The sequence below is a fragment of the Pseudomonas sp. GW823-FHT02C05 genome (assembly GCF_058797595.1).
The window spans coordinates 1,346,518-1,370,901 of sequence record NZ_JBXAJU010000001.1; the positions used below are offsets into that span (position 1 = coordinate 1,346,518).

Here is a 24,384-nt window from a genome sequence, read left to right on the forward strand (position 1 = left end):
CCGGGCCGCCGGTATCGCTAACCACCGCCGACACCCACCGTGTAGGAGCCGGCTCGCCGGCGAAGAGGCCCGCAAGCCTTGCGCCGTCCATGACGACGCCTTCGCTGGCAAGCCAGCGCCTACAGGGGCGGTTGGGGTCATTCATTTCACAAGGAATCCAAAGATGTTCCATCGCAATCCGTTGGCCGGCGCCGTGGCGCTGGTCGTCGGCAGCCTTGCCGTGCCCGCGTTCGCTGCCCAGACCTCAAGCAATGCCCCCGGCGCCAGCGCCGATCACCTGGACACGGTGGTGGTGCTGGGCACCCGGCGCAGTGATGTAACGGCCCTGGAAAGCGCCGCACCGGTGGACGTGCTGTCCGCCCAGCAGTTGCAGCAGACCGGGGCCAGCGACCTGTCCGGCGCCCTCACCGCCCTCTCGCCTTCGTTCAGCTACCCGCAGTCGCCCCAGGGCGCCTTCGCCGGTTCCATCGCCCAGGGTGCTTCCCTGCGTGGCCTGGCGTCAGACCAGGTGCTGGTGCTGGTCAACGGCAAGCGCCGCCACACCAGCGCCAACGTCACCCGCCAGAGCCTGGTCAACGGCCGCGGCGCCGCCGCGGTGGACCTGAGCCTGATCCCCCTGAGCGCCATCGAGCGAGTGGAGATCCTGCGCGACGGCGCCGCCGCCCAGTACGGCTCCGACGCCATCGCCGGGGTGATCAATATCGTCCTCAAGGAAAAGGACGACGGCGGCAACCTCGGCTACCGTTTCGGCGGCTACGACAAGGGCGATGGCCTGCAGCGCAAGCTCAGCGGCTGGAAGGGCTTGAGCCTGCCCAACGACGGCTTTTTGACCCTGAGCTTCGATGCCGGCAGCCAGGACCCGGCCAGTGACACCAACCCCGACAACCGGATCTACTACCCCGGCTCCACCAGCACCAGCACCCCCCGGGAGCAGAACAACCGCTACCGCACCTGGCGCTGGGGGTCGGGCAACGTCTCGGACCAGTACAACTTTGCCGCCAACAGCGAGTTCGGCCTGGGCGAGGGGCTGACCGCCTACGGTTTTGCCACCTACTCCCACAAGAACACCGACGCCGAAGGCTTCTTCGACCCGCCCACCACCTTGCGCAACAACTACGGCAGCACGGCCCTGCAACGCTACCCCGACGGCCGCCTGCCGATCACCCGCTACTCGCTGGAGGACTATGCCCTGACCGGAGGCCTGCGCTACGAGGACGAACGCCTGGGCAAGTTCGACCTGGCGCTGAACCACGGCGACAACAGCCTGAAATCCGCCGACCGCAACGCCATCAACCCCAGCTGGGGCGAGGCCAGCCCGGCGAAGATCTACACCGGCAAGCGCGAGGCCGACCAGACCAACCTGACCCTGGACTGGGTGCGGGACTTCCCCACCGACCTCCTGTTCAAGCCCCTGACCCTGTCGGCGGGCCTGGCCTGGCGCCAGGAGAACTACGAACTGAGCGCCGGCGAAGCGGCGGGCTGGCAGAACGGGCCGCTGTTCAATACCGTGGACCCGGTCACCGGGCGGCGCATTCCCGGCTACTACTCGGGCATTACCCAGGTCGACGCCGCATCCCTTGAGCGCAAGGTCTGGGGCGCCTATATCGACGTCGAAGGCCAGGTCACCGAGAAATTCCAGGCCGGGGTGGCGGTGCGCACCGAGCACTACTCGGATTTTGGCGACACCACCAACGGCAAGCTGTCGCTGCGTTACGACTTCACCCCGCAGCTCGCCGCGCGGGCCACCGCCAGCACCGGCTACCGGGCGCCGTCCCTGGTGCAGAGCGGGCTGTCCTCGTTCAGCGTGCAGGTGGTGGAGCAACCGCCGGGCAGCGGCAACTACGTCGAGGTGCAGCAACGCACCCTGCGCGCCGACAGCCCGGAAGCCAAGCTGCTGGGGGGCAAGGCGCTGAAGCCCGAGGAGTCCACCAACTACTCCCTGGGCCTGGTCTGGCGGCCGCTGGCCAACGCCTCGGTGACCCTGGATGCGTACCGGATCAACATCGACAACCGCATCACCCTGTCCGACCAGTTGCCGGCCTCGGTGGTCACGCCGATCTTTGCCGGCACCCCTTACGCCAACATCCAGAGCGCGGCGTTCTACACCAACGTCGCCGACACCCGCACCGATGGCGTCGAGCTGACCGGCAACTACCAGCTGGACCTGCAGCAATGGGGGCGCCTGAACCTGTCCAGCGGCTACAGCCAGAACAACACCCGGATCACCGCCCTGCGGGACGTGGGCAACATCGCCGGTTCGCAGATCGTCGGCCGCACCACCCAGGGCCTGATCGAGGACGGCACGCCGAAGAACAAGCTGACCCTGAGCGCCAACTGGCTGTACGACAGCTGGGGCCTGACCCTGGCGCAGCGCCGGTACGGGCAATGGAAGAGCCTCAACGCCAGCAACCCGACCCTGGACCAGACCTTCAGCGCGCAATGGGTCACTGACCTGGACATTTCCTACAGCTTCGACAAGTCGCTGAAGCTGTCCGTGGGCGCCATCAACCTGTTCGATACCCACCCGGACAAGGCATCCGGGGCGCAGTTGTATGGCGTGCCGAAATACTCCATCACCAGCCCCGAGGGCGCCCAGGGCGCGTTCTACTACACCAGCCTCAGCTACGACTTCTGAGGCCGGACTGCTGCCGGGGTGTTGCCCTGGCAGCAGTGGCTGCTGCCCAGGCATCAGTTTCGCTGGCACGCCAGCGCCCACAACCCACCCACACGCCGCTCCTCCCGTAGGAGCCGGCTTGCCGGCGAACAGGCCCGTAAGCCTTGCACCGCCCCGGCCGACGCTTTCGCTGGCAAGCCAGCTCCTACGAGCGCGCGATGGCACAGGTCTTGCGATAGGCATCGGGTACTTCGCCGATATAAGAACCGCCATGGCTCATTCCTTGCGCTGCACGCTCACCTCCCTGACCTGGCTGGTCTCGCCCCTGGCCCTGTTGCTGCTCTGGACCCTGGTGGCCCAGGCCGGGATCTTCCCGCGCAACCTGCTGGTACCGCCGGCCCAGGTGCTGCACACCTTCGAAACCCTGCTGGCCAGCGGCGAGTTGCTGGAGCATTTGCACAACAGCCTGTCGCGCCTGGGCCTGGGCTTTGCCCTGGGGGCCCTTGGCGGCCTGGTGTTCGGGGTGCTGATGGCCCTGTCCAAGACCGTCGAGGCGTACTGCGCGCCGCTGTTCCATACCCTGCGACAGATCCCCAGCATCGCCCTGATCCCGATGTTCGTGCTGCTGTTGGGCATCGATGAAACCTTCAAGATCGTCATCGTCGCCAAGACTGCGTTCTTCCCCGTGGCCCTGGCCGCCAGCGAGGGGGTCAAGGCCATTCCCCGCAGTTACTTCGAGGTGGCCGACGTCTACCGCCTGCGCTGGCCGACCCTGGTGCGCCAGATCGCCCTGCCCGCCGCGGCGCCACCGATCATCACCGGCCTGCGCATCGGCCTGACCCGCTGCTGGGTGGTGCTGGTGGCCACCGAGCTGCTGGCCGCCGACAGCGGCCTGGGGCAGATGATCGAGATGGCCCGGCAGATGCTGCGCATCGATGTGGTGATGGTGGGGATAGTGGTCACCGGCGTGATCGGCTTTGTCCTGGACTTCTCCTTCCGCCGCCTGGAACAGCGCGTGCTGCGCTGGCAAACCCGCTAGGAGCCCTTGCATGACGACTCTACTGGCCAAGTTTCGCGGCCTGCTGCTGCCCCTGCTGCTGATCGGCGGCTGGGAATACCTGTCCCGCCAGGATGCCGCCGGGGCCTACGCCTTCGTGCCGCTCTCCACCATCGCCAGCGCCTTGCTGGAGCTGCTGGGCAACGGCGAGTTGCCGGTCAACCTGCTGGCCAGCCTGGGCCGGGCCAGCGGCGGCCTGCTGCTGGGCACCCTGGCCGGGGTCATGCTGGGAGCCCTGATGGCCCTCTCGACCCTGGCCAACCGCCTGATCGGCCCGCTGTTCCATTCGATCCGCCAGGTGCCGATGCTCGGCTGGATTCCGCTGATTGCCATGTGGTTCGGCAACGGTGAGTTTTCCAAGATGCTGATCGTCAGCCTCGCGGCCTTCTACCCCATGGTGCTCAACACCTACCAGGGCTTTTGCCAGGTGGAACGGCGCTACCGCGAGGTCGGCCAGGTGCTGGCGCTAAACCCGGCGCAGCGGCTGCGGCACATCCTGCTGCCGGCGGCCCTGCCGAGCATTGCCACCGGCCTGTTGCAGGCCCTGGCCTTTGCCTGGGTGACAGCGGTGGGCAGCGAGCTGTTCCTGTCCTCCGGGGCCGGCCTGGGCAACCTGATGATGAACGCCGAAGCCGGCTCACGCATGGAAGTGATAGTGCTCTGCGTGCTGTGCATCGGCCTGTGCGGCTACCTGATGACATTGCTGCTGACCCTTCTGAGCCGCCGCCTGCTGCGCTGGCGCCCTACCCGTTAAGGCCTCCCCATGAATGCGATCGCCCAACACGCCCCGCTCCCCACTCATCTCCACGCCCGGACCGGGGCCCTACAGATCCGCGGCCTGAACAAGAGCTACCGGATCCAGGGCCAGGCCCTGCCGGTGCTGCAAGGCATCGACCTGGACGTCCAGCCCGGAGAGTTCGTCAGCATTGTCGGTGCCAGCGGCTGCGGCAAATCCACCCTGCTGCGGCTGATCGTCGGCCTGGAGGGTGACTATCAGGGGCAGATGCTGCTAGACGGCAAGCCAGTGACCGGCACCAGCCTGGAGCGGGGCATCGTGTTCCAGGACCATCGGCTGTTTCCCTGGATGACCCTGGCCCAGAACATCGCCCTGGCACTGAAGAACCACCCCTTGTCCGAAGCCGAGAAACAGCGCCGGGTGGCTGAGCACATCGCCCTGGTCAACCTGCAAGGCTTCGAGCAGGCCTACCCCCATCAGCTCTCCGGCGGCATGGCCCAGCGCGGCGCCATTGCCCGGGCGCTGATCAACCAGCCCAAGGTGCTGTTGCTGGACGAACCCCTGGGGGCGCTGGATGCCCTGACCCGGGTGCGCCTGCAGCACGAACTGCAACGTATCTGGGTGCAGCAGCGCTGCACGGTGATCATGGTCACCCATGACATTGAAGAAGCCCTGTACCTGGGGGACCGGGTAATCGTCATGGACGCGCATCCGGGGCGGATCAAGCATGAGATCCGCGTCGACCTGCCCCATCCCCGGGACCGCTCTTCACCCGTGTTGCAAGGCTACAAAGAGCAGTTGCTGGAGGAACTGGTGGGGCATTGATCGTCCCGGCACCCCGGCGCTGCGCCGGCTCCTACGCAGGTAGCGCCGCGATTACGCCGGGGCCGTAGGAGCTGGCTTGCCAGCGAAGGCGCCCGCAGGGGCGGTGCAAGGCTTGAGGGCCTATTCGCCGGCAAGCCGGCTCCTACGGGGGCTCCACCGGTGTCGCGCCGAGCCCACCGGCGGGCCTCAGGCGTGGGACCAGCGGCGATGCAGGCCACGGGCCAGGGCGTCGAGGGCAAAACCCAACACGCCGATCAGCAGCACCATGGCCATCAGTTCCGAATAGGCCAGGCGGTCCCGGGTGTCGAGGATGAAGTAGCCCAGGCCGGCGCTGACCCCGAGCATTTCGCAGGGCACCAGGACGATCCACAAGATGCCGATGGACAGCCGTACCCCGGTCAGCACATGCCCCAGCACCCCGGGCAGGATCACCTTGCGCAGGGTCTCCCAGCGGGTGGCGCTGAGGCTGCGGCTCAGTTGCAGCCAGCGCGGGTCCAGCTGGCGCACGCCGGCCGCGGTGTTGAGCAGGATCGGCCACAGCGCGGCGAACGCCAGGAGGAAGTAGATCGGCTGGTCCCCTACCCCCATCAGCATCACCACCACCGGCATCCAGGACAGCGGCGAGATCATCCGCAGAAACTGGAACGCCGGGGTGGTGGCTGCCTCCAGGTGCCGGTAGCTGCCCACCAGCAGGCCCAGGGGCACGCCGATCAGCAAGGCCAGGAGCAAACCCACCAGGATCCGCTTGAGGCTCACCAGCACATGCTCGTACAGCTCGCCACGCCCCAGCAGTTCCAGCAGGCTGGCGAAGGTCGCCTCGGGGGAGAAACGCGCAGCCAGGCCGTTGCCATCGCCCAGCAGGTGCACCCCCAGCCACCAGCCCAGCAGCAGGCTCGACAGCCCGGCAAGCCCCAGGAGCCAATGGCTCAGGGAAGAAGGTTGCTTGCCCATCAAAGACCGAACTCCTCGCTGCGCTCGAAGCTGTCCGCCAGGCCGAAGGCCTTCAGCCCGCCCACCGAGGCGATGGCGTTGCGCACGAAGCGATCGTCCACCAGGTCCTTGGCGGTGTGTGCCGGGTCAAGGCCGGCCAGAAAGCCCTTGTCGCCCTCGATCAGGGTGTCCTTGAGACGCTTGACCAACTCTTCGGTGTAGCTGGGGAACGGATACGGCTGGAAGTCGATGCGCTGCTCGTCCCAGTGGCTGTGCTGGATCGCGCCGCTGGCCAGGTAGGCCTCGCGGTCGGCCGCCGCCGGCGCCAGCACCCGGTTGAGCACCTGGGGCGCATGGGGCGTGTAGCGGTTGGCGCCATCCTTGGACAGCAGTTGCGCGGCCTCGGCGCGGTGGTCGCGGGTCCACAGCTGGGCCTTGACGATGGCGTTGACCACCTTCTGCGACCATTCGGGACGGTTGTCCAGGTCATGCTCGTGCATGAACACCACGCAGCAGGCGTGGTTGCGCCACACATCCCCGGTAAAGCGCTGCACCCGGCCCACCTTGAGTTCCTCGGCCAGGGCATTGAACGGCTCGGCGACGATGTAGCCGGCAATCCGCTTGCTGGCCAGGGCTGGCGGCATGTCCGAAGGCGGCAGCACCACCAGGTTGACCTCGTTGGCCCCCAGGGCACTGCCGGCGGCCTTGCTCACCGGCACCAGGCCGTTGTCGCGAAACAGTTGCTGCACCACCACGTTATGGATCGAATACCAGAACGGGATCGCCACCGACTGCCCCGCCAGTTGCTTGACCTCGGTAATGCCCGGGGCCACGGTCAGGCCGGAACCGCCGACGTGGTTCCAGGCCACCACCTTGGCCGGCACCCGGCTGCCGTAGCGGGCCCAGACGGTCATCGGCGACAGCAGGTGAATCACGTTGACCTGCCCGGAAATGAACGCCTCGATCACCTGGGCCCAACTGCGCAGCAGCACCGGGCGCTCGGCCTTGATGCCCTCGGCCTCGAACAGGCCGTTGTTGTGGGCCACCAGCAAGGGCGTGGCGTCGGTGATCGGCAGGTAGCCGATGCGCACCGGCGCGTCCGGTTCCTGGGCGGCGCGGGCCTGCAGGCTGTTGAGCAGCGGCAAGGCGCCGCCGGCAGTCAGCAGCGCACTGAGCTTGAGAAAGTCACGACGGGTATGAGTGAAGTCGTCCAGGCACATGGTCAATCTCCGACGGTGCAGGCAAAGGGGAAGTGTGGGGGTTGCGGCTCGCCCGCCGAAGGGTCTTGAGAATCTCGATGCGCAGCGCGCCCAGTTCCTCGATCCGCTCGGCGCGCGGCGCCGGCAGCTCGATGTGCCACTGGCCGAGGGTGCGCGCCGGGCTGTTACCCAGTAGCAGTACCCGATCGGACAGCAGCAGGGCTTCGTCGATGTCGTGGGTGATCAGCAGCGCCGCGGTGCGGTGCTGGCCGATCACCTTGAGCAGCAGTTGCTGCATGTCGGCGCGGGTCACCTCGTCCAGCGCGCCGAAGGGTTCATCCAGCAGCAGCACCTGGGGCTGGCGCGCCAGGCAGCGGGCCAGTGCGGTGCGCTGGGCCATGCCGCCGGACAGTTGGGCCGGATAGCGCTGGCGGGCGTGTTCCAGGCCCACTGCGGCAATCGCCTGGTCGATGCGTTCCTTGCGCTGGCGCGGGCTCAGGTGCGGCTGGCGGGCAAAATCCAGGCCGAAGGCGACGTTGTGCTCCAGGTTCAGCCAGGGCAGCAGGCTGGGGTCCTGGAATGCCACCGCGACCCGCGGATGAGGGCCGTCGAGGGGCTCGCCCAACAGGCTGACCTGCCCGGCGTGGGGCTTCTGCAGGCCGGCCAGGACCCGCAGCAGGCTGGATTTGCCGACCCCGCTGGGGCCGAGAATGGACACCACCTCGCCGGCCTGCAGGTGCAGGTCGAAATCCTCCAGCACCGTGTGCCAGCCTTGAGCCGCGGGGTAGCCGAGGCTGATCGCCTGTGCGTTCAACAGGCCGCTCATGCTGCCGCATTCCGCGCCTGGCGTTGCAGTTCGGCGCGCAGTTGCACCAGGCTCGGGGTGACGATGGGCACGAAGGCCGACTCGCGCCAGCGCCGGGCAAAGCCGCTGCCGAACTCGCTGAGGTAGGCCTTGCCGCCGCTGGCCTGCAGCTCCAGTTGCACGGCGTTGGCGGTGGCTTCCGCCAGGGCGATGCGCGCCCGGAACAGCGCCCCGGGCTGGCTCAGGAAGCGCCCGTCGAGCAGGCCGCTCTTGAGTTCGCCGACGGTCTGCTCCAGGTGCTGGCGTTGTTCCAGCAAGGGTTCGTGGAGGATCGAACGGGCGCCCTCGACGTGCTTTTCCACCTCGCTCAGGGCCCGGCGCGCCAGGCCGATGGCCAGGGCACATTGCAGGCCGAGAAAGGCCGGGCGCACCGCCGGCAGGAACACTCGGGCATCCTCGTGCAGCAGCCAGTCACGGGCCACCGCCACCTGGTTCAGTTCCAGGGCAGCGGTGTTGCTCGATTGCAGGGCCATCAGTTGCAGGTCATCGGAGCGCTGCAACCCGGGCAAGGCATCGGGGATCGCCAGGATGAACGGCGCGCCGCCCTCCTCGCGCTCGATGGCCGCCGCCACCACGAACCCGCTCTTGCGCAGGTTGGTGACCCAGTGCAAACGACCGTTGAGGCTCCAGCCCTGCTCCTGTTCCCGGGCCCGGACCTGCAAGGCCTCGATCCCCGAGAGAAACTTCATGGCATTGGACAGCCCGGTGGCACCGGCCAGCTCGCCGCTGAGCAACGAGGGCAGCAGGCGCTGGCGCAAACCGGCATTGGGGCTGTGCAGCAGGTATTCGATAAAGGCTCGCTGGCCCCAGCAGACAAAGGCCGCCGCCAGGGAATGGCTGGCCACGCTGGCCATGACTTCCAGAGCATCGGTCAGGTCGCCGCCGCTGCCGCCCTGAGCCGGGTCGATACCGACCCGCAGTACCTCGGCGCCCGCCAGCCGGGCGAGGACCTGCTGCGGGTCGCACTGGCCCTGGTCGAGTGCCTGGGCCTGGGCATCCAGCCATTCACTCAATTGCGCATCGAGCATGTGGTTTTCTCCTTGAAAGGGGGCGCCGCGCAACCGCCGGCGCCCTGGCTCATTGACCTTGCACTGACCAGCGATACTTGGCCAGCTCGGGGTTCAGTTCAGTGCCGGCGAACACGTTGGCGAAGTTGCACAGGGTGGCCAGGCTGATGCCCAGGATCACTTCCAGCGCATTGCCTTCGCTGTATCCTGCCGCCTTGAACTGGGCATAGCCGGCGTCGCTGACCTTGCCCCGGGTGGCGATCACTTCCCGGGCAAATGCCGCCAGGGCTTCCAGCCGGGCTTCGGGCAAGGTGCTCTGCTCGCGCAGGGCGCTGACCACCGGGTCCGCAAGTTTGGCCTTGTTCAGGGCCACCGAGGTATGACCTGCGACACAGAAATCGCAGCCATGGGTGGTGGCGGCCACCAATTGCACCACTTCACGCTCCGCCAGGCTCAACTCGGCCTTGCCGTTGAGGGCGGACACCGTGACGTAGGTTTCCAGGGCCGCCGGGGCATTGGCCAGGATGCCCAGCAGATTGGGGATAAAGCCCGAGTTCTTCAGCGCATTCTCAAGAAAGGGCCGAGCGGCTTCTGGAGCCGTGTGCAAGGTGTGTAGAGTGACGCGGGACATGGAGTGGACTCCTGCTGTGTAGGTGTGCGTCAAGTCTGTTGGTTATAAGAATTCCGATCCATATTCTAAAGTAGCGATTACTTGCTTCTGAGTGTTTCCCTTAGATGATTTCGTCAAGCCCACTGGTTGATTGGTTATTAGAAGGCCTGGAACTCGATGCCAGCCTGTTTCACGTCGGACGCTACTGCGGAGGCTGGCACGCCAGCACCCAGGGCCTGGCCCGGGCCAGCTTCCACCTGATCGTCCAGGGCCATTGCTGGCTGCATATCGACGGCGCGCCCCAGGCCCTGCGCCTGGATGCCGGGGACGCGGTATTCCTGCTGCAGGACCTGGGCTACCGGCTGTCCAGTGCCCAGCAGGCTGAAGCGGCGCAGCAACTGCCGCGCACGCCCATGGTGCCCCTGGAGCCGGGAGCCCAGGACGGTGTGGGGCTGGTCTGCGGCTTTTTCCATTTCAAGCCCGGGCTGTCCTCGCTGATCATCGACAGCCTGCCGGGCTGGCTCATCCTGAGGGCCGGCGACCCGTCCCTGAGCGCAGCCCGGGCGCTGTTCCAGCTGATTCTCGAAGAATGCCAGCGCACCCCGGCGCCCTCCTCGGCGCTGCTGGAACGCCTGAGCCATCTGCTGTTTTTGTATGTGCTGCGCCAACAGGTCAACGCCAACCAGGACCTCGGCGGCCTGGTGGCCCTGGCCCGCCACCCGGGGTTTGCACCGCTGCTGGAGCAGTTGATCCAGCGCCCCGGAGAAGCCTGGCCCCTGGAAAGCATGGCGGCCCTGACCGGGCTTTCGCGCTCGGCGTTCTTCAAGCGGTTCAATGAACTGGCCGGGCAATCCCCGGGGCAGGTACTGCTGGCCCTGCGCATGCGCCACGCCTGCCAGTTGCTCAAGGCCAACCAGACAGTGGAGCAAGTGGGCGCCGCCGTGGGCTATCAGTCGATCGCCGCCTTCACCCGGGCCTTCACCAAGGCCGTGGGCCTGCAGCCCGGGGCCTATCGCAAGCAGCACGAAGGGCGCTGAAACGCGCCCCGAATGTACTCAGCGGCGATGGGCCAGGGCCCGCACCAGGCGGTCGCCGCAGCTCTGTACCCCCTGTACCAGCAGCACCAGGACCAGCACCGTGGCCACCATGATCTGGTTGTTGAACCGCTGATAGCCGTAGCGGATCGCCAGGTCCCCCAGGCCGCCACCGCCGATGACGCCGGCCATGGAGGAAAAACCGATCAGCATCACCAGGGTCAGGGTCAGCCCTGCCAGCAGGGCCGGCAAGGCTTCCGGCAGCAGCGCCTTGAAGATCACATGGCCGATGTGCCCGCCCATGGCCAGGATCGCCTCGACCCGACCGCGGTCCACTTCATCCAGGGCGTTCTCGACGATCCGCGCAAAAAACGGAAAGGCGCCGATGGTGATGGGCACCACCGCGGCAGTGCTGCCCAGGGTGGTGCCCACCACCAGCCGGGTTAGGGGGATCAGCGCAATCAGCAGCACCACGAAGGGCAGCGAGCGCCCCAGATTGACCAGCCCGCCCAACAGCCGGTTGAGCCTTGGCATGGGGTACAGGCCGCCCTTGCGGCTGATGAACAGCAGCCCCCCCAGGGGCAGGCCGATCAACAGGGTGAACAGCGAGGCCAGCAGCACCATGTACAGGGTTTCACCCGTGGCAGTCAGCAGCAGCTGCGCCAGTTCCTGCCAATCGAGGCTGCGGTTCACAGGCGTTCACTCCGAATTCCTCGCTGGGCCAGGGCCGTCAGCAGTTGTTGGAATTTGCCGGCGTCGGCGGGGGCGGCGGCGATGCGCAGGCGCCCTACCCGCCGGCCGCCTACCGCTTCGACACCACCGGCCAGGACCTTGAGCTCCAGCGCCTGCTGGCGGCTCAGTTGCTCCAGCAGCGGCGCCGCGCGCTGGTTGTCGAAAAAGGTCAGTTCGGCCTGGGGCTGGCTGCCGTTGAACGGCAGGTTGTAGCCCGGCAACAGCGCCCGGCCCAGGGCCGACTGCGGGTTGCCCAGCAGTTCGGCCACCGCCCCGCTCTCCATCAGCCGGCCGCCCGCCAGGGACGCAGCGTGGCTGCAAATGGCCTTGACCACTGCCAGCTCGTGGGTGATCAGCACAATGGTCAGCCCCAGCTCGCGGTTGATCTGCGCCAGCAATTGCAGGATCGACGCCGTGGTTTCCGGGTCCAGGGCGCTGGTGGCCTCATCCGACAGCAGGTAACGCGGCCCGGCGGCCAGGGCCCGGGCGATGCCCACCCGCTGCTTCTGGCCACCGGACAGTTGCGAAGGATAGGCCTGGGCCTTGTCGCCAAGACCCACCAGTTCCAGCAGTTCCAGAACCCGCGCGCGGCGCTGGCTTTTGCCCAGGCCGGCAATTTCCAGAGGCACCGCGACGTTGTCCTCAATCGTGCGCGAATGCAGCAGGTTGAAGCCCTGGAAGATCATGCCGATGCCCTGGCGCTGCCGGCGCAGCTCGCTCGCGGACAAAGCGCCAAGGTCCTGGCCGTCCATCAGGATGCGCCCGCTGCTGGGCCGCTCCAGCAGGTTCAGGCAGCGCAACAGGGTCGACTTGCCGGCGCCGCTGCGCCCGAGAATGCCGTACACCGCCCTGTCGGGAACCGTCAGCGAAACCCGATCCAGTGCCGCGGGCTGGCCTTCGCCGTAGACCTTGCAAAGCTGCTGGACCTCGATCATGGCTGGCGGTCCGTGACGGGAATCACCGAGCCCGAGTAGGTGCGGGTAATGAACGCCGCTACTTCCGGCGAGTTGAGGTCCTTGGCCAACTGACGGATGCGCGGGTCATCCTGCAGCTTGGGGGTGGTCACCAGGATGTTGGCGTAGGGATTGTGCTCGGCCTTTTCCAGGCCCAGGGCATCCTTGGCCGGCACCAGCCCGGCCTCCAGGGCGTAGTTGCCATTGATCACCGCCAGGTCCACGTCGTCCAGGGCCCGGGGGATCTGCGGCGATTCGATCTCCAGGATCTTCAGCTGTTTCGGGTTGTCGGCGATGTCCCTGGGGGTCGCCTGATCCCGGGCCGGGTCGGTGAAACCGGGCTTGAGGCGGATCAACTGGTAGCTCTGCAACAGGTACAGCGCGCGGCTGAGGTTGGTGACATTGTTGGGCACCGCGACGCTGGCGCCCTGGGGCAACTGCTCGAAGCGCTGGTGACGCTTGGAATAGATCCCCAGGGGCTCGATGTGCACGCTGGCAGCCACGGCGAAGGGCTGGCCTAGGGCCTGTTCCTGAGACTTGAGGTACGGCAGGTGCTGGAAGTAGTTGGCGTCCACATCGCCGTGGGCCAGCAGTTCGTTGGAGTTCACGCCATTGGGAATCTCGATGATCTTGAGCTGCAATTGCGGGTCGAGTTTTTGTACGTAGGCGAGGATCTCGGCATGGGGCACCGGGTCGGCGGCTACCCGCAACGGCTGCGCCGCAGTGGTCGGCAGGGCCGCCCCCAGGCTGGCCAGCAACGCCAGGGTCAAGACGGTGTTCTTCAGCATGGCAGTGTCCTTGAGCAGCGGATGAAGGTCAGGCACTCAGTGCCTTGGGCACCAGGGCATCGGGGTAGAAACGCCGGGCCACGTCCGGATGCGAACGCAGGCGGCCCTTGAGGTAGTTCCAGCCCACTTCGCGAAATAGCGGGTTGTCGGGGTCGCTGGCCGGGCCCCGGGCTTCGCGCAACAAGGCTTCGGGCAAGGGATACAGCGGCACCCGGGCATCGAGTTGGGCACCGAGGAAAAACGCGATGGACAGCCGCTGGCGATCCGCGGGCGGCGACTGCACCCGGTGCACGGTAGCGCGCAGATAGCCGTGGGTGGCCAGTTCCAGCAGCTCGCCGATGTTCACCACCAGGGTGTTGTCCCGGGGCGGCGCGTCGATCCAGCGGCCCTCCTCCACTTCCACCTGCAGGCCGGCCTGCTGGTCCTGCAGCAGAAAGCTGAGGAACCCGGAATCCTTGTGGGCCCCCACGCCCTGGTTGCTCTGCCCCGGCGCGCGGCCAGGGTAGCGGATCAGCTTGATGTGCTCGTTGGGCCGTTCGCCGTACAGCCCATCGAAGGCCTGTTCCGGCAGTGACAATGCCTGGGCAAAGCCGCGCAACAGGCGCAGGGACATGGCGGTCATTGCCTGCTGCCACTCCAGTAGCACGGGCTTGAACGCCGGCAGTTGCGCCGGCCATTGGTTGGGGCCCTGCAAGCGGGTCCAGGGCGGGCAGTGGGGATCCAGGGGCAAGGCCTGGCGCTCGGCCCCCAGGTCGAACTGTTCCCGCAGGTCCGGCTGGCCCCGGGTGATCTCCGAAGCCGCCTGGTTATAGCCGCGAAAGTGCGGCGAGTGGATCATGCCCACGGCCGCCTTGTCGGCCTCGGGCAAGGCAAAGAACGCCCGCGCCTGGTCCTGCACCCGGCGCAGCAGGCCGCTGTCGACTCCGTGCCCGGTCAGGTAGAAGAAACCCACGTCCCGCGCCGCCTGGCGCAAGCCGTCGAGAAAGATCCGACGCTGCTCCGGGTGGCCCTGCAATTGGCTCAGGTCCAGGACCGGCAGCGCGGTGATATCCAGCGAGTGCGGCATGCTTCACTCCCCTGTGAATGGACGATGTCCGCAGGTGCGGCTCAGAGCTTGGCGATGGAGACTTCGGTGGACTTGACGAAAGCGATCACTTCGCTGCCGACCTTGAGTTCCAGGTCGCGCACCGAGCGGGTGGTGATCACCGAAGTGACAATGCCCGAGGCGGTCTGCACGTCGATTTCCGAAACCACCTGGCCTTCGTGGATCTCCTTGATCACGCCCTTGAACTGGTTGCGTACGTTGATCGCTTGAATGGTCATGCTGAAAAGTCCTTTGCTGGCACCGGGCTCAGGAGTTGAGCGGCTGGGGCTAAACATGCGCCTTTGGCAAAAGCCTTAAAAGGAATAAATAATTAGATAGTTATCTCTTTTAGGAATATAAAAGACCCAGCCTCCCGCCCTCGCGCAGCCTTGACCCTGCCCGCCGGCTTTGCTTCCCTGTGCCCTGCACTGATCACTCTCGATAGATACCAGGAGGTAAGCATGCGCACGTTGATGCTGGCAGACACGCAGGTTCCGGTGATTGGCCAGGGCACTTGGCGGATGGGCGAGGACCGCCACCTGCGGGATCAGGAAGTCGCTGCCCTGCGCACCGGTATCGACCTGGGCCTGACCCTGATCGACACCGCGGAGATGTACGGCGAAGGCGGTGCCGAGGAAGTGGTCGGCCAGGCCATTGCCGGGCGTCGCGACCAGGTGTTCCTGGTAAGCAAGGTCTACCCCCACAACGCCAGTCGCAAAGGCCTGCCCCTGGCCTGCGAGCGCAGCCTGAAACGCCTGGGCAGCGACTTCATCGACCTGTACCTGCTGCACTGGCGCGGCCAGTATCCGTTGGCGGAAACCGTGGACGCCCTGGAGCGCCTGCGCGAAGCCGGCAAGATCCGCCGCTGGGGAGTCTCCAACTTCGATGTGGCCGACCTGGACGAACTCGACTCCCCGGCCTGCGCTACCAACCAGGTGCTGTACAACCTGGAGTCCCGGGGTATCGAGTTCGACCTGCTGCCCGCCTGCCAGCAACGGCGGATGCCGCTCATGGCCTATTGCCCGATCGGCCAGGGTGGCGCCTTGCTGGCCGAACCGGTGCTGCTGCAGGTCGCCCAGCGCCATGGGGTCACCGCGGCCCAGGTGGCACTGGCCTGGCTGCTGCGCCAGGACGGCGTGCTGGTGATTCCCAAGGCGGTGCGCCCGGCACACATCCGTCAGAATGCCCAGGCCGGCCAATTGCAATTGCCCGCCGAGGACCTGCTGGCCCTGGATCAGGTGTTTGCTCCGCCACGGCGCAAGCAGCGCCTGGAAATGGTCTAGGCACAACACCGACGCAACGAGCATTTTTCAAACCGCGAAGGCTGCACGATAGTCATTGAAAAAATGAACAGGCGAGGAAAGTTGCGAGGTTCGACGGATAAGGAAGTGCCTGAACACTGTAAGTGCCACAAACCTACTGTGTACCGGGCGATTTAAGAATTGTCTGATCCCTGCTTGGCATGCCCCCAATTACAGTTGGCGCATGAGATTAAAAAGCTACCTGCATCAGATCAATCCCCTATTTTCCAGTCCTGAAGCAGCCCGCCGGCTGCTTCGTGTCGTGGCGCTGATTTTTCTGGTCGGCCTGTTCGGCGCGGTCTACAACTTTCTTCGCTCCAGCCTGCACAACGAACTCTCACAACGGCAAAGCTACATGAGCAGCGCCATTGCCGAGGCCCAGGCATTCTTCACCAGCCGCTCGGCCCTGTTGGAAAGCCTGAGCCTGGCGGCGGTCTACGACCCTGGGGAACATATCAGCCCCCCAGGCGCCAGCGGTGCCTCCCAAGAAGAGACGTACCTGCAACTGGGTGGACCGCAGGGCAACCAGTGGGGGATCTGGCTGACCCTGCGCATGCGCAACTACCTGCAAAACAAGCAACTGAACCTGCTCTACATTCCCGGCACCCGCGATCTGCAGGTGCAACGCCTGTTCAGCACCCGGCCACAGACCAGCGATCTGCCCGGCGGGTTGCTGGACAAGCTGATCGCTCTGAAGCCCGAGCAGATCCCTGTCGGCGAAGAACTTTGGCTGATGGACAACTCCGCGGCGGGCGCCCATCTGTACATCTTCACTCGCCTTGACGAACGCTTCGCCCACTCCGGCTGGCTTGGACTGGAGATGGACGGCAAGAGCGTCTCCGCCGCCCTCAGCGACCAGAGCGCCGGGGATTTCATGATGTTCAATTCCCAGGGCGGGCTGATTTTCAGCAGTGCGCCCAGTGCCCGACTGAGCGCCGACGTACGCCACGTCCAGGGCGGCAGTTTCTTCGGCTTTCTCGGCGGCCGCTGGTGGCCCGACCATCTGGTGATCCGCAAGCAGCTGGGGGCTACCGACTGGCAGCTGGTGTACTCCTTCGACCTGCAGAACCTGCTCAAGAGCCTCTGGCCGCAGTTGCTGGCGGCGCTGCTCATCAGCCTGACCGGCATGGCTCTGATCGGCCTGCTGACCCACTGGGTCGAAGTGCGCCTGATCGCCCCCGCCCTGCACCGGATCCAGGCCCTGGTCGAAAGCGAGGCCTTCAGCCGCGACGTGATCCAGATCGCCCCGGTGGCACTCTGTGTATTGCGCCGCAGCGATGGCCGGGTGGTGCTGGAAAACACCCTGTCCCAGCAATGGCTGGGCAACGGCAGCGAACGCGACCAGCTGTGTTCCGGGTGGATCGAGCAGGCCTTCGACCCGGCCCGCCCCAACAGCTCGGACTACTTTGAAACCGCCGACGGGCGCCATCTGTACCTCAGCTCCGCCCCCACTCGCTACAACGGTGAGGACGTGCTGTTCTGCGCCTTCAGCGATATCAGCGCTCGCAAGCAGATCGAGGCGGCGCTGGAAGAAGCCAAGCGCCTGGCCGATACCGCCAATGAAGCCAAGACCCTGTTCCTGGCCACCATGAGCCACGAGATCCGCACGCCACTGTATGGCGTGCTCGGCACCCTGGAGCTGCTGTCGCGGACCCAGCTGGACAACCAGCAGAAGGATTACCTGCAAGCCATAGAAGGCTCTTCCGGTACGCTGCTGCAGTTAATCTGCGACGTGCTCGACGTGTCCAAGATCGAAGCCGGGCAACTGGCCCTGGAGCTCAGCGAATTCTCCTCCCTGGATCTGGTGCACGAGATCATCCAGGGCTACGCGGCGGCCGCCCAGGCCAAGGGCCTGCAGTTCTATGCCTGTGTCGACCCGCAGTTGCCGGAGATCCTGCTCGGCGATGTCACCCGGATCCGCCAGATCCTCAGCAACCTGCTGAACAACGCGGTCAAGTTCACCGATACCGGGCGCATTGTCCTGCGGGTCCGCACCGAAAGCCGCGATGGCGAGCGCAGCAACATCCTCTGGCAGGTTTCCGACACCGGCCGGGGCATTGCCCAGGACGACCAGACACTGATCTTCGAGCCCTTCTACCAGACCGAAGGCAACACCAACGTGATCGCCGGCACCGGCCTGGGCTTGCCGATCTGCCAGCGCCTGACCCAATTGATGAACGGCAATATCCGCATGGTCAGCGAGCTCGGCCTGGGCAGCAGCTTCACCCTGACTCTGCCGCTGGAGGCCTCTGCCGTGCAGGGCGACACCCCGCTGATCAGCCCATTGCTGCCGGAGATGGTCTATGTGGTGTCCCCGGTGCGTGAACTGGCCGAATCGGTGGCGGGCTGGCTGCGCCGCTGGGGTGCCCGGGCCCAGTTCAGCCTGCCGAGCCCGTCCGACCGGGCCCGGGGCAACGTACTGATCGAACTACACCCCGGCAGCGTGGAGCAACGCCTGGAACCCGACTGGCAGGGCCCCCTGGTGCTCGCCAGCGGCGATGGCCATAACGAACCGCGGATCGACGGCGGCAGTTGGCAGATCAACACCAACAACCTGCGGGCGATCCATCAGGCCGTCAGCCAGGCCCAGGGGGTCTGGGTGGCCCAGAGCGAGGATCACTCCGATCACCGCGAGCTGAAAAAGCTCAGCCTGCATGTCCTGGTGGCCGAAGACAACGTGATCAACCAGTTGATCCTCAAGGACCAACTGGAAGAACTGGGGTGCAGCGTGGAGCTGGCCTCGAACGGTGAAGAGGCCCTCTGCATCTGGAAGGCCGGTCGTTTCAACGTTGTGCTGACCGATGTGAACATGCCGAAACTCAACGGTTATGAACTGGCCCAGGAGCTTCGGCGTCAAGGCTGTTCGATCCCCATCATCGGGGCAACGGCCAATGCAATGCGCGGAGAAGAAGAGCTCTGTCTTGCAGCCGGGATGAACCACTGCCTGGTGAAGCCCTTTGCATTAAGAGCGTTGTTCAACTATCTGGCGCCCTATGAAAGAGCCCCCCATGAAGTCCTGTAGCATTTTGATCGTCGAAGATCAGCCGTTTCAGTACATGTACCTGCAACACTTGTTCAACGAGCTGGGGCCCTACCAGCTGGAGGTGGCAAGCAGCGGCAAAGAAGCGCTGGAACGCCTCAAGCAGCGGCACTTCGACCTGGTACTGACAGACCTGCTGATGCCCGGCATGGATGGCGTGCAGTTCATCCAGAGCCTGGCCACCCATCGCGTGCGCCCGGCCCTGGCGATCATGAGTGCGTCATCCCGGCGCATGCTGATGGGCGCCAGCCTGGTGGCCCGCAACCTGGGGCTGAAGGTCATCGGGTTGATTTCCAAACCCGTGAACCTGGCTGCACTGCGTGCACTCACCGCTCAGTTGCCAGGACTCGCCAATGACAGCAGCCCCCCACAGATCGGGGTCGAATGCAGCCCAGAGACCCTGCGTGAAGCCCTGCGCAACGGGCAGATCCAGGCCTGGTTCCAACCCAAGAAAGCCTTGAACAACGGTCGCATCGTCGCCGCCGAAGCCCTGGTGCGCTGGATCCACCCACAACACGGCATGCTCCTGCCTTGCGACTTCCTGCCGGCACTCACCGTGGCCCGCCTCGAAGAAGAACTACTGTGGCTGATCCTGGAGCAGGCCCTTGAGGCCCAGGTGCACTGGCGCGAAGACGGCTATGACATCCCGGTGTCCATCAACCTGCCGACCCACCTGCTCAACAGCGCCGACCTGGCCGACCGCCTGTACGACTTCGTGATCCAGCACAACGGTGTGCCGGCCAGGATCTGCTTCGAACTCATGGAATGTTCGACCCCGGAGCACATCAGCAACTTCTACGCCGGAGCCTGCCGCCTGCGCATCAAGGGCTTCGGCCTGTCCCAGGACGACTTCGGCAAGGGCTACAGCTCCTACATGAACCTGGTATCGACACCCTTCACCGAATTGAAGATCGACCGGGGGCTGGTCCAGGGCTGTCACAACAATGAAGAAATAGCCCAGGCCCTGACCTGCATCATCGCCCTGGGCCGGCAACTGGGCCTGACGGTCGTCGCCGAAGGCGTGGAAAGCGCCCACGAACTGGCTCTGTTGCGCAAGATCGACTGCACCCAGGTGCAGGGCTTCCTGATTTCCCATGCGGTCTCCTCGCAACAGTTTCAGCAACTGCTGGCCCAAGACGGGCCGGCCACGGTGTATTAACCGATGAACCCATTGCCTGCCCGCGCAACAGTCACTCATCGCTGACGGTCCTGCCCCAGAGATAGGAATCTCGGCAGGGCCCTTATATGTGTTTGGGAAATCAGTGATGAAAGAAAGCAGCACCTTGCTGCAGAACCTGGCTCGCAGCTTGCCCCGATTGAACATGGGCATACTGCTGGGCCTGGCGCTGCTGCTGTTCGCCACCCTGTACTGGACCCTCGAGCGTCTGTTCGATGAACAGAACAGCAACGTGCGCTTACATTTCGCCCAACTGATGGAGAACATCCAGGAGCAGGAGCTGTTTCTCAAACGCCTGGCCGCGCGCCATTCGATCGACGCCCTGAGCCTCGACGCCCCTCATCACCTGAACCTGCAAGCCTTCCCGCTCACCGCAGGCCAGCAATCCCCCTTCGCAACGCCCTTCAGCCTGAGCTTGTCCCCCCAGCAGCCAGCGGCCGGCGAGCTGCCCAGGGTGTTCGCCCTGGGGCTACAGCTGTCGAGCTTCTACAGCGCCTTCTGGTCAGGCTCGCAGCATGTCGCTCCGCGAACCTTTGTGTTCAACACCTTCGGCCATTTCGACATCAGCCACCCCGAGGGAAACACCGCGCCCGACATCGGGGTGGCAGACCAGGTGCTGCACCAGCAGCTCGTGAAGAGCGCCGGCTTTGCCGACCACCGGATCCATTGGCAACAGTACAGGCCGCCCGCGTCGGAAGCTCTACCGACCAGGTTCCTGGCGTACATCAACCTGCATGAGCCGGCTCCACCGCTGGATGTCCAGGGAGGCAACGACTGGAGCGTGGTCGCGTCACTGCTGAGCCTGGATGACCTCAATCACCTCGAGCACACCAGACACTGGTCGATCTACGACGACTTCACCCTCATCGAGCCTTCCGGCACCGCCCTCACCGGCGACCCGGCGCCTGCCGACGTGCTAGGTGAAGGCCTCAACTTCGGCCTACAGGGGATGATCGTCAAGGTGACCAGCCAGACTCCGCAGCTGTGGACCGGGCTCTATGCCATCAGCTACAGGAACTACCTCGACTACGCACTGTGGGCCATGCTGAGCCTGCTGGCCCTCGGGGTAGGCAGCATCGCCTGCGGCTGGGCCGCCAGCCGCTGGTACCGCAACAAGGTGGTGGTCCCGGCGCAACGGGCGCAGCAATGCCTCAATGAAAGCGAAGACTTCAACCGTGTGGTCATCGACACCGTTCCCTCGGGGCTATGCGTGGTGAGCCGCGACAACCTCCAGGTAATCCTGCAGAACCGTCAGGCCGAGCAATGGCAAGGCACGGCGCAACTGCTGTCTCGGCTGGCACAGGACCGCAGCCTGATCGACGGCGGCGAAACCAGCCTCGACATCGACGGGCGCTACCTGCAGGTAGAGTTCGTCTCGACCCGCTACCAACGCCAGGATGTGCTGGTGTGTACCTTCAACGATGTCACCCGGCATGTGGAAGATGCCAGGGCGCTGGACCGGGCCAGGCGCTCGGCGGACGCCGCCAATGCCGCCAAGACCCTGTTCCTGGCCACCATGAGCCATGAAATCCGCACCCCGCTGTACGGCGTGCTCGGCACCCTGGAACTGCTCGGCCTGACCCGCCTGGACAGCCGCCAGAGCGACTACCTGCAGACCATCCAGCGCTCCTCCAGCACCCTGTTCCAGTTGATCAGCGATGTGCTCGACGTCTCCAGGATCGAGGCCGGGCAAATGAGCATCGATCCGCTGGAGTTCTGCCCGCTGGACATGCTGGAGGATGTCTTGCACGCTCACGCTGCCTCTGCCCAGCGGCGCGGCCTGCTGTTCTATGCCTGCATCGACCCCAACCTGCCGGATCTGCTGCTGGGGGACGCCGCGCGAATCAGCCAGATTCTCAACAACCTGCTGAGCAATGCGATCAAGTTCACCGAAAGCGGCCGGGTGGTATTGCGGGTCCGGTTGCTGGAGTTGCGCGACCAGCAAGCCCGTATCGAATGGCAGGTCACCGATACCGGGATCGGCATTTCAGCCCAGCAGCAACCCCAGCTGTTCGTCCCCTTCTTCCAGGTACGCGACGCCTCCAACGAAGCCGGGGCCGGCCTCGGGCTGGCGATCTGCGAGCGCCTGTGCCAGATGATGGGTGGGCAGATGCAGGTGACCAGCGAGCCGGGGCTGGGCAGTAGTTTCTCTTTGCGCCTGACGCTGCGCTGCCTGCCAGGAGGGCTGCCGCCATTGCTGCCATGGCCCGAAGGTTCGCCGGTGTATGTCCGGGCTCCGGTGCCGGAGTTGCTGAAAAACACCTGTGACTGGCTCGGCCGCCTGGGAGTGCCGGCCTATCCGGCCCCCCTCGGCTGGAACGACGAGCCGCAGACTGGCGTGCTCATCGACATGCTGCCCCGGGATGGCCTGGCCTCCTGGCCTGGCCCATGCGTCAGTGCCGTCTCCGGGGGCCGTAGTGGCCGCCTGCCGCAGGCCACCTCCTGGCAAGTCGACGCCCACGATATTCGCGCCATCGCCCAGGCCGCGGTGCTGGCCCACCAGGGCCTGCCCCTGTGCCAGGCACAGGCACAGCAGAGAACCGGCCGCATGGGCCAACTGAACCTGCGCATCCTGGTGGCCAAACATAGCCCGATCAACCAGGCAATCATCAAGGAACAACTACAGGCCCTGGGCTGCCAGGTGACCCTGTCGGCCAATGGCAAGCAGGCCCTGGAACACTGGCAGCCACAGCGCTTCGACATCGTGATCACCGACGTCAATATGCCACTCATGAACGGCTACGAGTTGGCGCGGGAGCTGCGTCGCCGCGACCCGCAACTGCCGATCATCGGTGTCACCGCCAATGCATTGCGCGAGGAAGGCATCCGCTGCCTCGCCGCCGGCATGAACACCTGGATAGTCAAACCCATGAACCTGCAGACCCTGCGAGGGCATCTGTCGAAGTTGTGCCCCACCAGCACCGCGACCGCAGCGCCCAGCATTCCGCCGGCCGCACCGTCCCGGCCTCCCCCCGACACAGCGCAAGGCGACCGGATTCAAGTCACCGAGAAAATGCGCCCGCTGTTTCTCAGTACCATGCACGAGGATCTGCGGCGGCTGGCCGAGGCGCTGGACAGCGGCGCCGGCAAGATCGCCGCCGCACGACTGCACAGCATCGCCGGCGCCATGGGGGCGGTGCAGGCAGCCCCACTGGCCAAGGCGTGCGCCGAACTGGAGTGCCGATTGCTGGAAGGTGCTCTGACTGCGGATTTGCAAGCCCAGGCCAGGCAACTGATGCAACGCTTGTCCAGACTCCTGTTGCCCCTTGAATAATGGCCTGCTGGGTTTAATGTACCGACGGTCCCTAGCTCCTTTACTAAATTGCGTATTGCACGGGTGTGTTTGCCATGGAAAAACTGAAAGTAGTCATCGCTGACGATCACCCTATCGTGTTGCTCGGTGTGCGTGAGCTGATGGAGCGTGATGAGCGCTTCGAGATCGTCGGCGAAACCCTGTCTTCCCAAGGCCTGATCCAGAAGCTGGAAAGCTGCCAGGTGGATGTGGTCATCACCGACTACAACATGCCCGGGGACTCGCCCTACGGTGATGGCCTGAAGCTGGTGGAATACCTCAAGCGCAACTTCCCGCACGTGCAGATCCTGATCCTGACCATGATTTCCAATCAGTTGATCCTCACCCGCCTGCGGGAGTTGGGTGTGGTCGGGGTGATCCAGAAGAGCCAGTTGCACGAAGAAATCCAGATCGCCCTCAAGGCCATTGCCCAGAAAGCCGTGTATCGCAGCCTGGAGCCGGCCCCCAATTCGGTGCTGGAATCCAATGTCGCCATCGACGAGCGCATCTCCACCCTGTCGCCCAAGGAATTCGAGATTCTGCGCCTGTTCGTTTCCGGCAAGAGTGTCAGCGAGATCGCCCGCAGCCAGAACCGCAGCGCCAAGACCATCAGCGCGCAGAAGATCTCCGCCATGCGTAAACTGGAGGTGCAGAGCGACCAGGACCTACTGACCTACTGCATTGGCCGCAATATATTCAACTGATTTCCAGCCCAAGGAACTGCCTGAAAATGGATTTGATTTCACCCGAAGCCGCCGACCTGCTGGAGCTGCAACGCTTGCAAGGGGCCTGGGAACAGATCGCGATGGAAGACAGCGGCGTGCTCAACCCACCGGACGAACACAGCGCCCCCGGCGCCCTGACCTTTATCGAAGGGCAGGATTTTCGCGTGGTGACCCCGGCCGGTGAACTGCTGCTGGCCGGCACCTTTACCCTCGACAGCAGCACCCATCCCAAGTCGATCACCTGGACCGACTCCATGGGCGCAGACGCCGGCCAGGCGCTGCCGGCCAGCTACCAGCTGAGCGACGATGAGTTCGTATTCATCGCCGCCGATGCCGGCCAACCCCGGCCAAGCCATTTCCGCACGGGCCCGGGCCAGACCCTGCGCCGTTTTGTCCGCGCTCGCCAGGCCTGAAC

The 24,384-nt window shown here is 65.3% G+C and carries 21 protein-coding genes; 11 read left to right on the forward strand and 10 right to left on the reverse strand.

Annotation, left to right across the window (positions count from 1 at the left end):
- Positions 1 to 163 precede the first annotated feature (163 nt).
- From AC1RGE_RS06145 to AC1RGE_RS06160, 4 genes are all read left to right on the forward strand, one after another.
- Positions 164 to 2,635, forward strand: a complete 2,472-nt coding sequence (locus tag AC1RGE_RS06145; RefSeq protein ID WP_492583675.1) for a TonB-dependent receptor plug domain-containing protein — start codon at positions 164 to 166, stop codon at positions 2,633 to 2,635.
- A gap of 250 nt (positions 2,636 to 2,885) precedes the next feature.
- Positions 2,886 to 3,653 carry an ABC transporter permease gene (locus AC1RGE_RS06150; protein WP_011061464.1) on the forward strand — a complete coding sequence of 256 codons (768 nt, stop codon included), beginning with the start codon at positions 2,886 to 2,888 and terminating at the stop codon, positions 3,651 to 3,653.
- A 10-nt stretch (positions 3,654 to 3,663) separates the two neighbouring features.
- Positions 3,664 to 4,425, forward strand: a complete 762-nt coding sequence (locus tag AC1RGE_RS06155) for an ABC transporter permease (protein WP_065364137.1) — start codon at positions 3,664 to 3,666, stop codon at positions 4,423 to 4,425.
- Between the two features lie 9 nt (positions 4,426 to 4,434).
- Complete coding sequence (locus AC1RGE_RS06160) at positions 4,435 to 5,232, forward strand: ABC transporter ATP-binding protein (RefSeq protein ID WP_011061466.1); 798 nt, start codon at positions 4,435 to 4,437, stop codon at positions 5,230 to 5,232.
- Positions 5,233 to 5,418: 186 nt separating this feature from the next.
- Here the strand turns inward: AC1RGE_RS06160 and AC1RGE_RS06165 are convergent, their stop codons facing one another.
- From AC1RGE_RS06165 to AC1RGE_RS06185, 5 genes are read right to left on the reverse strand one after another with little or no spacing between them, the layout of a single operon-like run.
- Positions 5,419 to 6,183, reverse strand: a complete 765-nt coding sequence (locus AC1RGE_RS06165; RefSeq protein ID WP_011061467.1) for an ABC transporter permease — start codon at positions 6,181 to 6,183, stop codon at positions 5,419 to 5,421.
- Positions 6,183 to 7,382, reverse strand: coding sequence for an ABC transporter substrate-binding protein (locus tag AC1RGE_RS06170; protein ID WP_011061468.1), 1,200 nt, complete (start codon positions 7,380 to 7,382; stop codon positions 6,183 to 6,185). Before AC1RGE_RS06170 ends, AC1RGE_RS06165 begins: the two co-directional genes overlap by 1 nt.
- Positions 7,348 to 8,187 carry an ABC transporter ATP-binding protein gene (locus tag AC1RGE_RS06175; RefSeq protein WP_011061469.1) on the reverse strand — a complete coding sequence of 280 codons (840 nt, stop codon included), beginning with the start codon at positions 8,185 to 8,187 and terminating at the stop codon, positions 7,348 to 7,350. Before AC1RGE_RS06175 ends, AC1RGE_RS06170 begins: the two co-directional genes overlap by 35 nt.
- A complete protein-coding gene (locus AC1RGE_RS06180) occupies positions 8,184 to 9,254 on the reverse strand; it encodes an acyl-CoA dehydrogenase family protein (protein WP_492583677.1) in 1,071 nt (356 codons plus the stop codon). The genes AC1RGE_RS06175 and AC1RGE_RS06180 overlap by 4 nt, the downstream gene beginning before the upstream one ends.
- 49 nt (positions 9,255 to 9,303) lie before the next feature.
- Positions 9,304 to 9,864, reverse strand: a complete 561-nt coding sequence (locus AC1RGE_RS06185) for a carboxymuconolactone decarboxylase family protein (protein WP_015635738.1) — start codon at positions 9,862 to 9,864, stop codon at positions 9,304 to 9,306.
- 104 nt (positions 9,865 to 9,968) lie between these two features.
- Between AC1RGE_RS06185 and AC1RGE_RS06190 the strand changes: the two genes are divergently transcribed.
- Positions 9,969 to 10,880 (forward strand): AraC family transcriptional regulator, encoded by a 912-nt coding sequence (locus AC1RGE_RS06190; RefSeq protein ID WP_011061472.1) that lies wholly within the window; start codon positions 9,969 to 9,971, stop codon positions 10,878 to 10,880.
- 18 nt (positions 10,881 to 10,898) lie between these two features.
- On the opposite strand, the gene AC1RGE_RS06195 is transcribed toward AC1RGE_RS06190, so the two are convergent.
- From AC1RGE_RS06195 to AC1RGE_RS06215, 5 genes are all read right to left on the reverse strand, one after another.
- The gene (locus AC1RGE_RS06195; protein WP_492584248.1) at positions 10,899 to 11,501 is read right to left on the reverse strand and encodes a methionine ABC transporter permease; all 603 of its coding nucleotides are present in this window, start codon (positions 11,499 to 11,501) and stop codon (positions 10,899 to 10,901) included.
- A 65-nt stretch (positions 11,502 to 11,566) separates the two neighbouring features.
- Positions 11,567 to 12,544, reverse strand: a complete 978-nt coding sequence (locus AC1RGE_RS06200; RefSeq protein ID WP_492583679.1) for a methionine ABC transporter ATP-binding protein — start codon at positions 12,542 to 12,544, stop codon at positions 11,567 to 11,569.
- Positions 12,541 to 13,350, reverse strand: coding sequence for a MetQ/NlpA family ABC transporter substrate-binding protein (locus AC1RGE_RS06205; RefSeq protein WP_011061474.1), 810 nt, complete (start codon positions 13,348 to 13,350; stop codon positions 12,541 to 12,543). Before AC1RGE_RS06205 ends, AC1RGE_RS06200 begins: the two co-directional genes overlap by 4 nt.
- Before the next feature lie 28 nt (positions 13,351 to 13,378).
- Positions 13,379 to 14,416: an isopenicillin N synthase family dioxygenase gene (locus AC1RGE_RS06210; protein ID WP_492583681.1), complete on the reverse strand. Its 1,038-nt coding sequence runs from the start codon at positions 14,414 to 14,416 to the stop codon at positions 13,379 to 13,381.
- A 41-nt stretch (positions 14,417 to 14,457) separates the two neighbouring features.
- A complete protein-coding gene (locus AC1RGE_RS06215; protein WP_011061476.1) occupies positions 14,458 to 14,673 on the reverse strand; it encodes a TOBE domain-containing protein in 216 nt (71 codons plus the stop codon).
- Positions 14,674 to 14,895: 222 nt separating this feature from the next.
- Here AC1RGE_RS06215 and AC1RGE_RS06220 point away from each other — a divergent pair, with 222 nt between their 5' ends.
- From AC1RGE_RS06220 to AC1RGE_RS06245, 6 genes are all read left to right on the forward strand, one after another.
- The gene (locus AC1RGE_RS06220) at positions 14,896 to 15,717 is read left to right on the forward strand and encodes an aldo/keto reductase (RefSeq protein WP_492583683.1); all 822 of its coding nucleotides are present in this window, start codon (positions 14,896 to 14,898) and stop codon (positions 15,715 to 15,717) included.
- 202 nt (positions 15,718 to 15,919) lie between these two features.
- On the forward strand, positions 15,920 to 18,757 hold the full coding sequence (locus AC1RGE_RS06225; RefSeq protein ID WP_011061478.1) for an ATP-binding protein: 2,838 nt from the start codon (positions 15,920 to 15,922) through the stop codon (positions 18,755 to 18,757).
- Positions 18,744 to 19,934 carry a response regulator cyclic di-GMP phosphodiesterase PvrR gene (gene pvrR, locus AC1RGE_RS06230; RefSeq protein ID WP_011061479.1) on the forward strand — a complete coding sequence of 397 codons (1,191 nt, stop codon included), beginning with the start codon at positions 18,744 to 18,746 and terminating at the stop codon, positions 19,932 to 19,934. The genes AC1RGE_RS06225 and pvrR overlap by 14 nt, the downstream gene beginning before the upstream one ends.
- A gap of 106 nt (positions 19,935 to 20,040) precedes the next feature.
- The gene (locus AC1RGE_RS06235; protein ID WP_492583685.1) at positions 20,041 to 23,226 is read left to right on the forward strand and encodes a hybrid sensor histidine kinase/response regulator; all 3,186 of its coding nucleotides are present in this window, start codon (positions 20,041 to 20,043) and stop codon (positions 23,224 to 23,226) included.
- A 74-nt stretch (positions 23,227 to 23,300) separates the two neighbouring features.
- A complete protein-coding gene (locus AC1RGE_RS06240) occupies positions 23,301 to 23,948 on the forward strand; it encodes a response regulator (RefSeq protein WP_011061481.1) in 648 nt (215 codons plus the stop codon).
- A gap of 26 nt (positions 23,949 to 23,974) precedes the next feature.
- Positions 23,975 to 24,382, forward strand: a complete 408-nt coding sequence (locus tag AC1RGE_RS06245; protein WP_015635749.1) for a TIGR03067 domain-containing protein — start codon at positions 23,975 to 23,977, stop codon at positions 24,380 to 24,382.
- Positions 24,383 to 24,384: the final 2 nt, after the last annotated feature.

What these genes read in the sequence shown, in the direction of transcription:
- AC1RGE_RS06170 (WP_011061468.1), bottom strand. Translation starts at nt 7,382, where the DNA reads ATGTGCCTGGACGACTTCACTCATACCCGTCGTGACTTTCTCAAGCTC.
- AC1RGE_RS06195 (WP_492584248.1), bottom strand. Translation starts at nt 11,501, where the DNA reads ATGGTGCTGCTGGCCTCGCTGTTCACCCTGTTGATCGGCCTGCCCCTG.
- AC1RGE_RS06185 (WP_015635738.1), bottom strand. Translation starts at nt 9,864, where the DNA reads ATGTCCCGCGTCACTCTACACACCTTGCACACGGCTCCAGAAGCCGCT.
- AC1RGE_RS06220 (WP_492583683.1), top strand. Translation starts at nt 14,896, where the DNA reads ATGCGCACGTTGATGCTGGCAGACACGCAGGTTCCGGTGATTGGCCAG.
- AC1RGE_RS06160 (WP_011061466.1), top strand. Translation starts at nt 4,435, where the DNA reads ATGAATGCGATCGCCCAACACGCCCCGCTCCCCACTCATCTCCACGCC.
- AC1RGE_RS06245 (WP_015635749.1), top strand. Translation starts at nt 23,975, where the DNA reads ATGGATTTGATTTCACCCGAAGCCGCCGACCTGCTGGAGCTGCAACGC.
- AC1RGE_RS06145 (WP_492583675.1), top strand. Translation starts at nt 164, where the DNA reads ATGTTCCATCGCAATCCGTTGGCCGGCGCCGTGGCGCTGGTCGTCGGC.
- AC1RGE_RS06215 (WP_011061476.1), bottom strand. Translation starts at nt 14,673, where the DNA reads ATGACCATTCAAGCGATCAACGTACGCAACCAGTTCAAGGGCGTGATC.
- AC1RGE_RS06205 (WP_011061474.1), bottom strand. Translation starts at nt 13,350, where the DNA reads ATGCTGAAGAACACCGTCTTGACCCTGGCGTTGCTGGCCAGCCTGGGG.
- AC1RGE_RS06150 (WP_011061464.1), top strand. Translation starts at nt 2,886, where the DNA reads ATGGCTCATTCCTTGCGCTGCACGCTCACCTCCCTGACCTGGCTGGTC.
- AC1RGE_RS06190 (WP_011061472.1), top strand. Translation starts at nt 9,969, where the DNA reads ATGATTTCGTCAAGCCCACTGGTTGATTGGTTATTAGAAGGCCTGGAA.
- AC1RGE_RS06175 (WP_011061469.1), bottom strand. Translation starts at nt 8,187, where the DNA reads ATGAGCGGCCTGTTGAACGCACAGGCGATCAGCCTCGGCTACCCCGCG.
- AC1RGE_RS06240 (WP_011061481.1), top strand. Translation starts at nt 23,301, where the DNA reads ATGGAAAAACTGAAAGTAGTCATCGCTGACGATCACCCTATCGTGTTG.
- pvrR (WP_011061479.1), top strand. Translation starts at nt 18,744, where the DNA reads ATGAAGTCCTGTAGCATTTTGATCGTCGAAGATCAGCCGTTTCAGTAC.
- AC1RGE_RS06200 (WP_492583679.1), bottom strand. Translation starts at nt 12,544, where the DNA reads ATGATCGAGGTCCAGCAGCTTTGCAAGGTCTACGGCGAAGGCCAGCCC.
- AC1RGE_RS06165 (WP_011061467.1), bottom strand. Translation starts at nt 6,183, where the DNA reads ATGGGCAAGCAACCTTCTTCCCTGAGCCATTGGCTCCTGGGGCTTGCC.
- AC1RGE_RS06155 (WP_065364137.1), top strand. Translation starts at nt 3,664, where the DNA reads ATGACGACTCTACTGGCCAAGTTTCGCGGCCTGCTGCTGCCCCTGCTG.
- AC1RGE_RS06235 (WP_492583685.1), top strand. Translation starts at nt 20,041, where the DNA reads ATGAAAGAAAGCAGCACCTTGCTGCAGAACCTGGCTCGCAGCTTGCCC.
- AC1RGE_RS06225 (WP_011061478.1), top strand. Translation starts at nt 15,920, where the DNA reads ATGAGATTAAAAAGCTACCTGCATCAGATCAATCCCCTATTTTCCAGT.
- AC1RGE_RS06180 (WP_492583677.1), bottom strand. Translation starts at nt 9,254, where the DNA reads ATGCTCGATGCGCAATTGAGTGAATGGCTGGATGCCCAGGCCCAGGCA.
- AC1RGE_RS06210 (WP_492583681.1), bottom strand. Translation starts at nt 14,416, where the DNA reads ATGCCGCACTCGCTGGATATCACCGCGCTGCCGGTCCTGGACCTGAGC.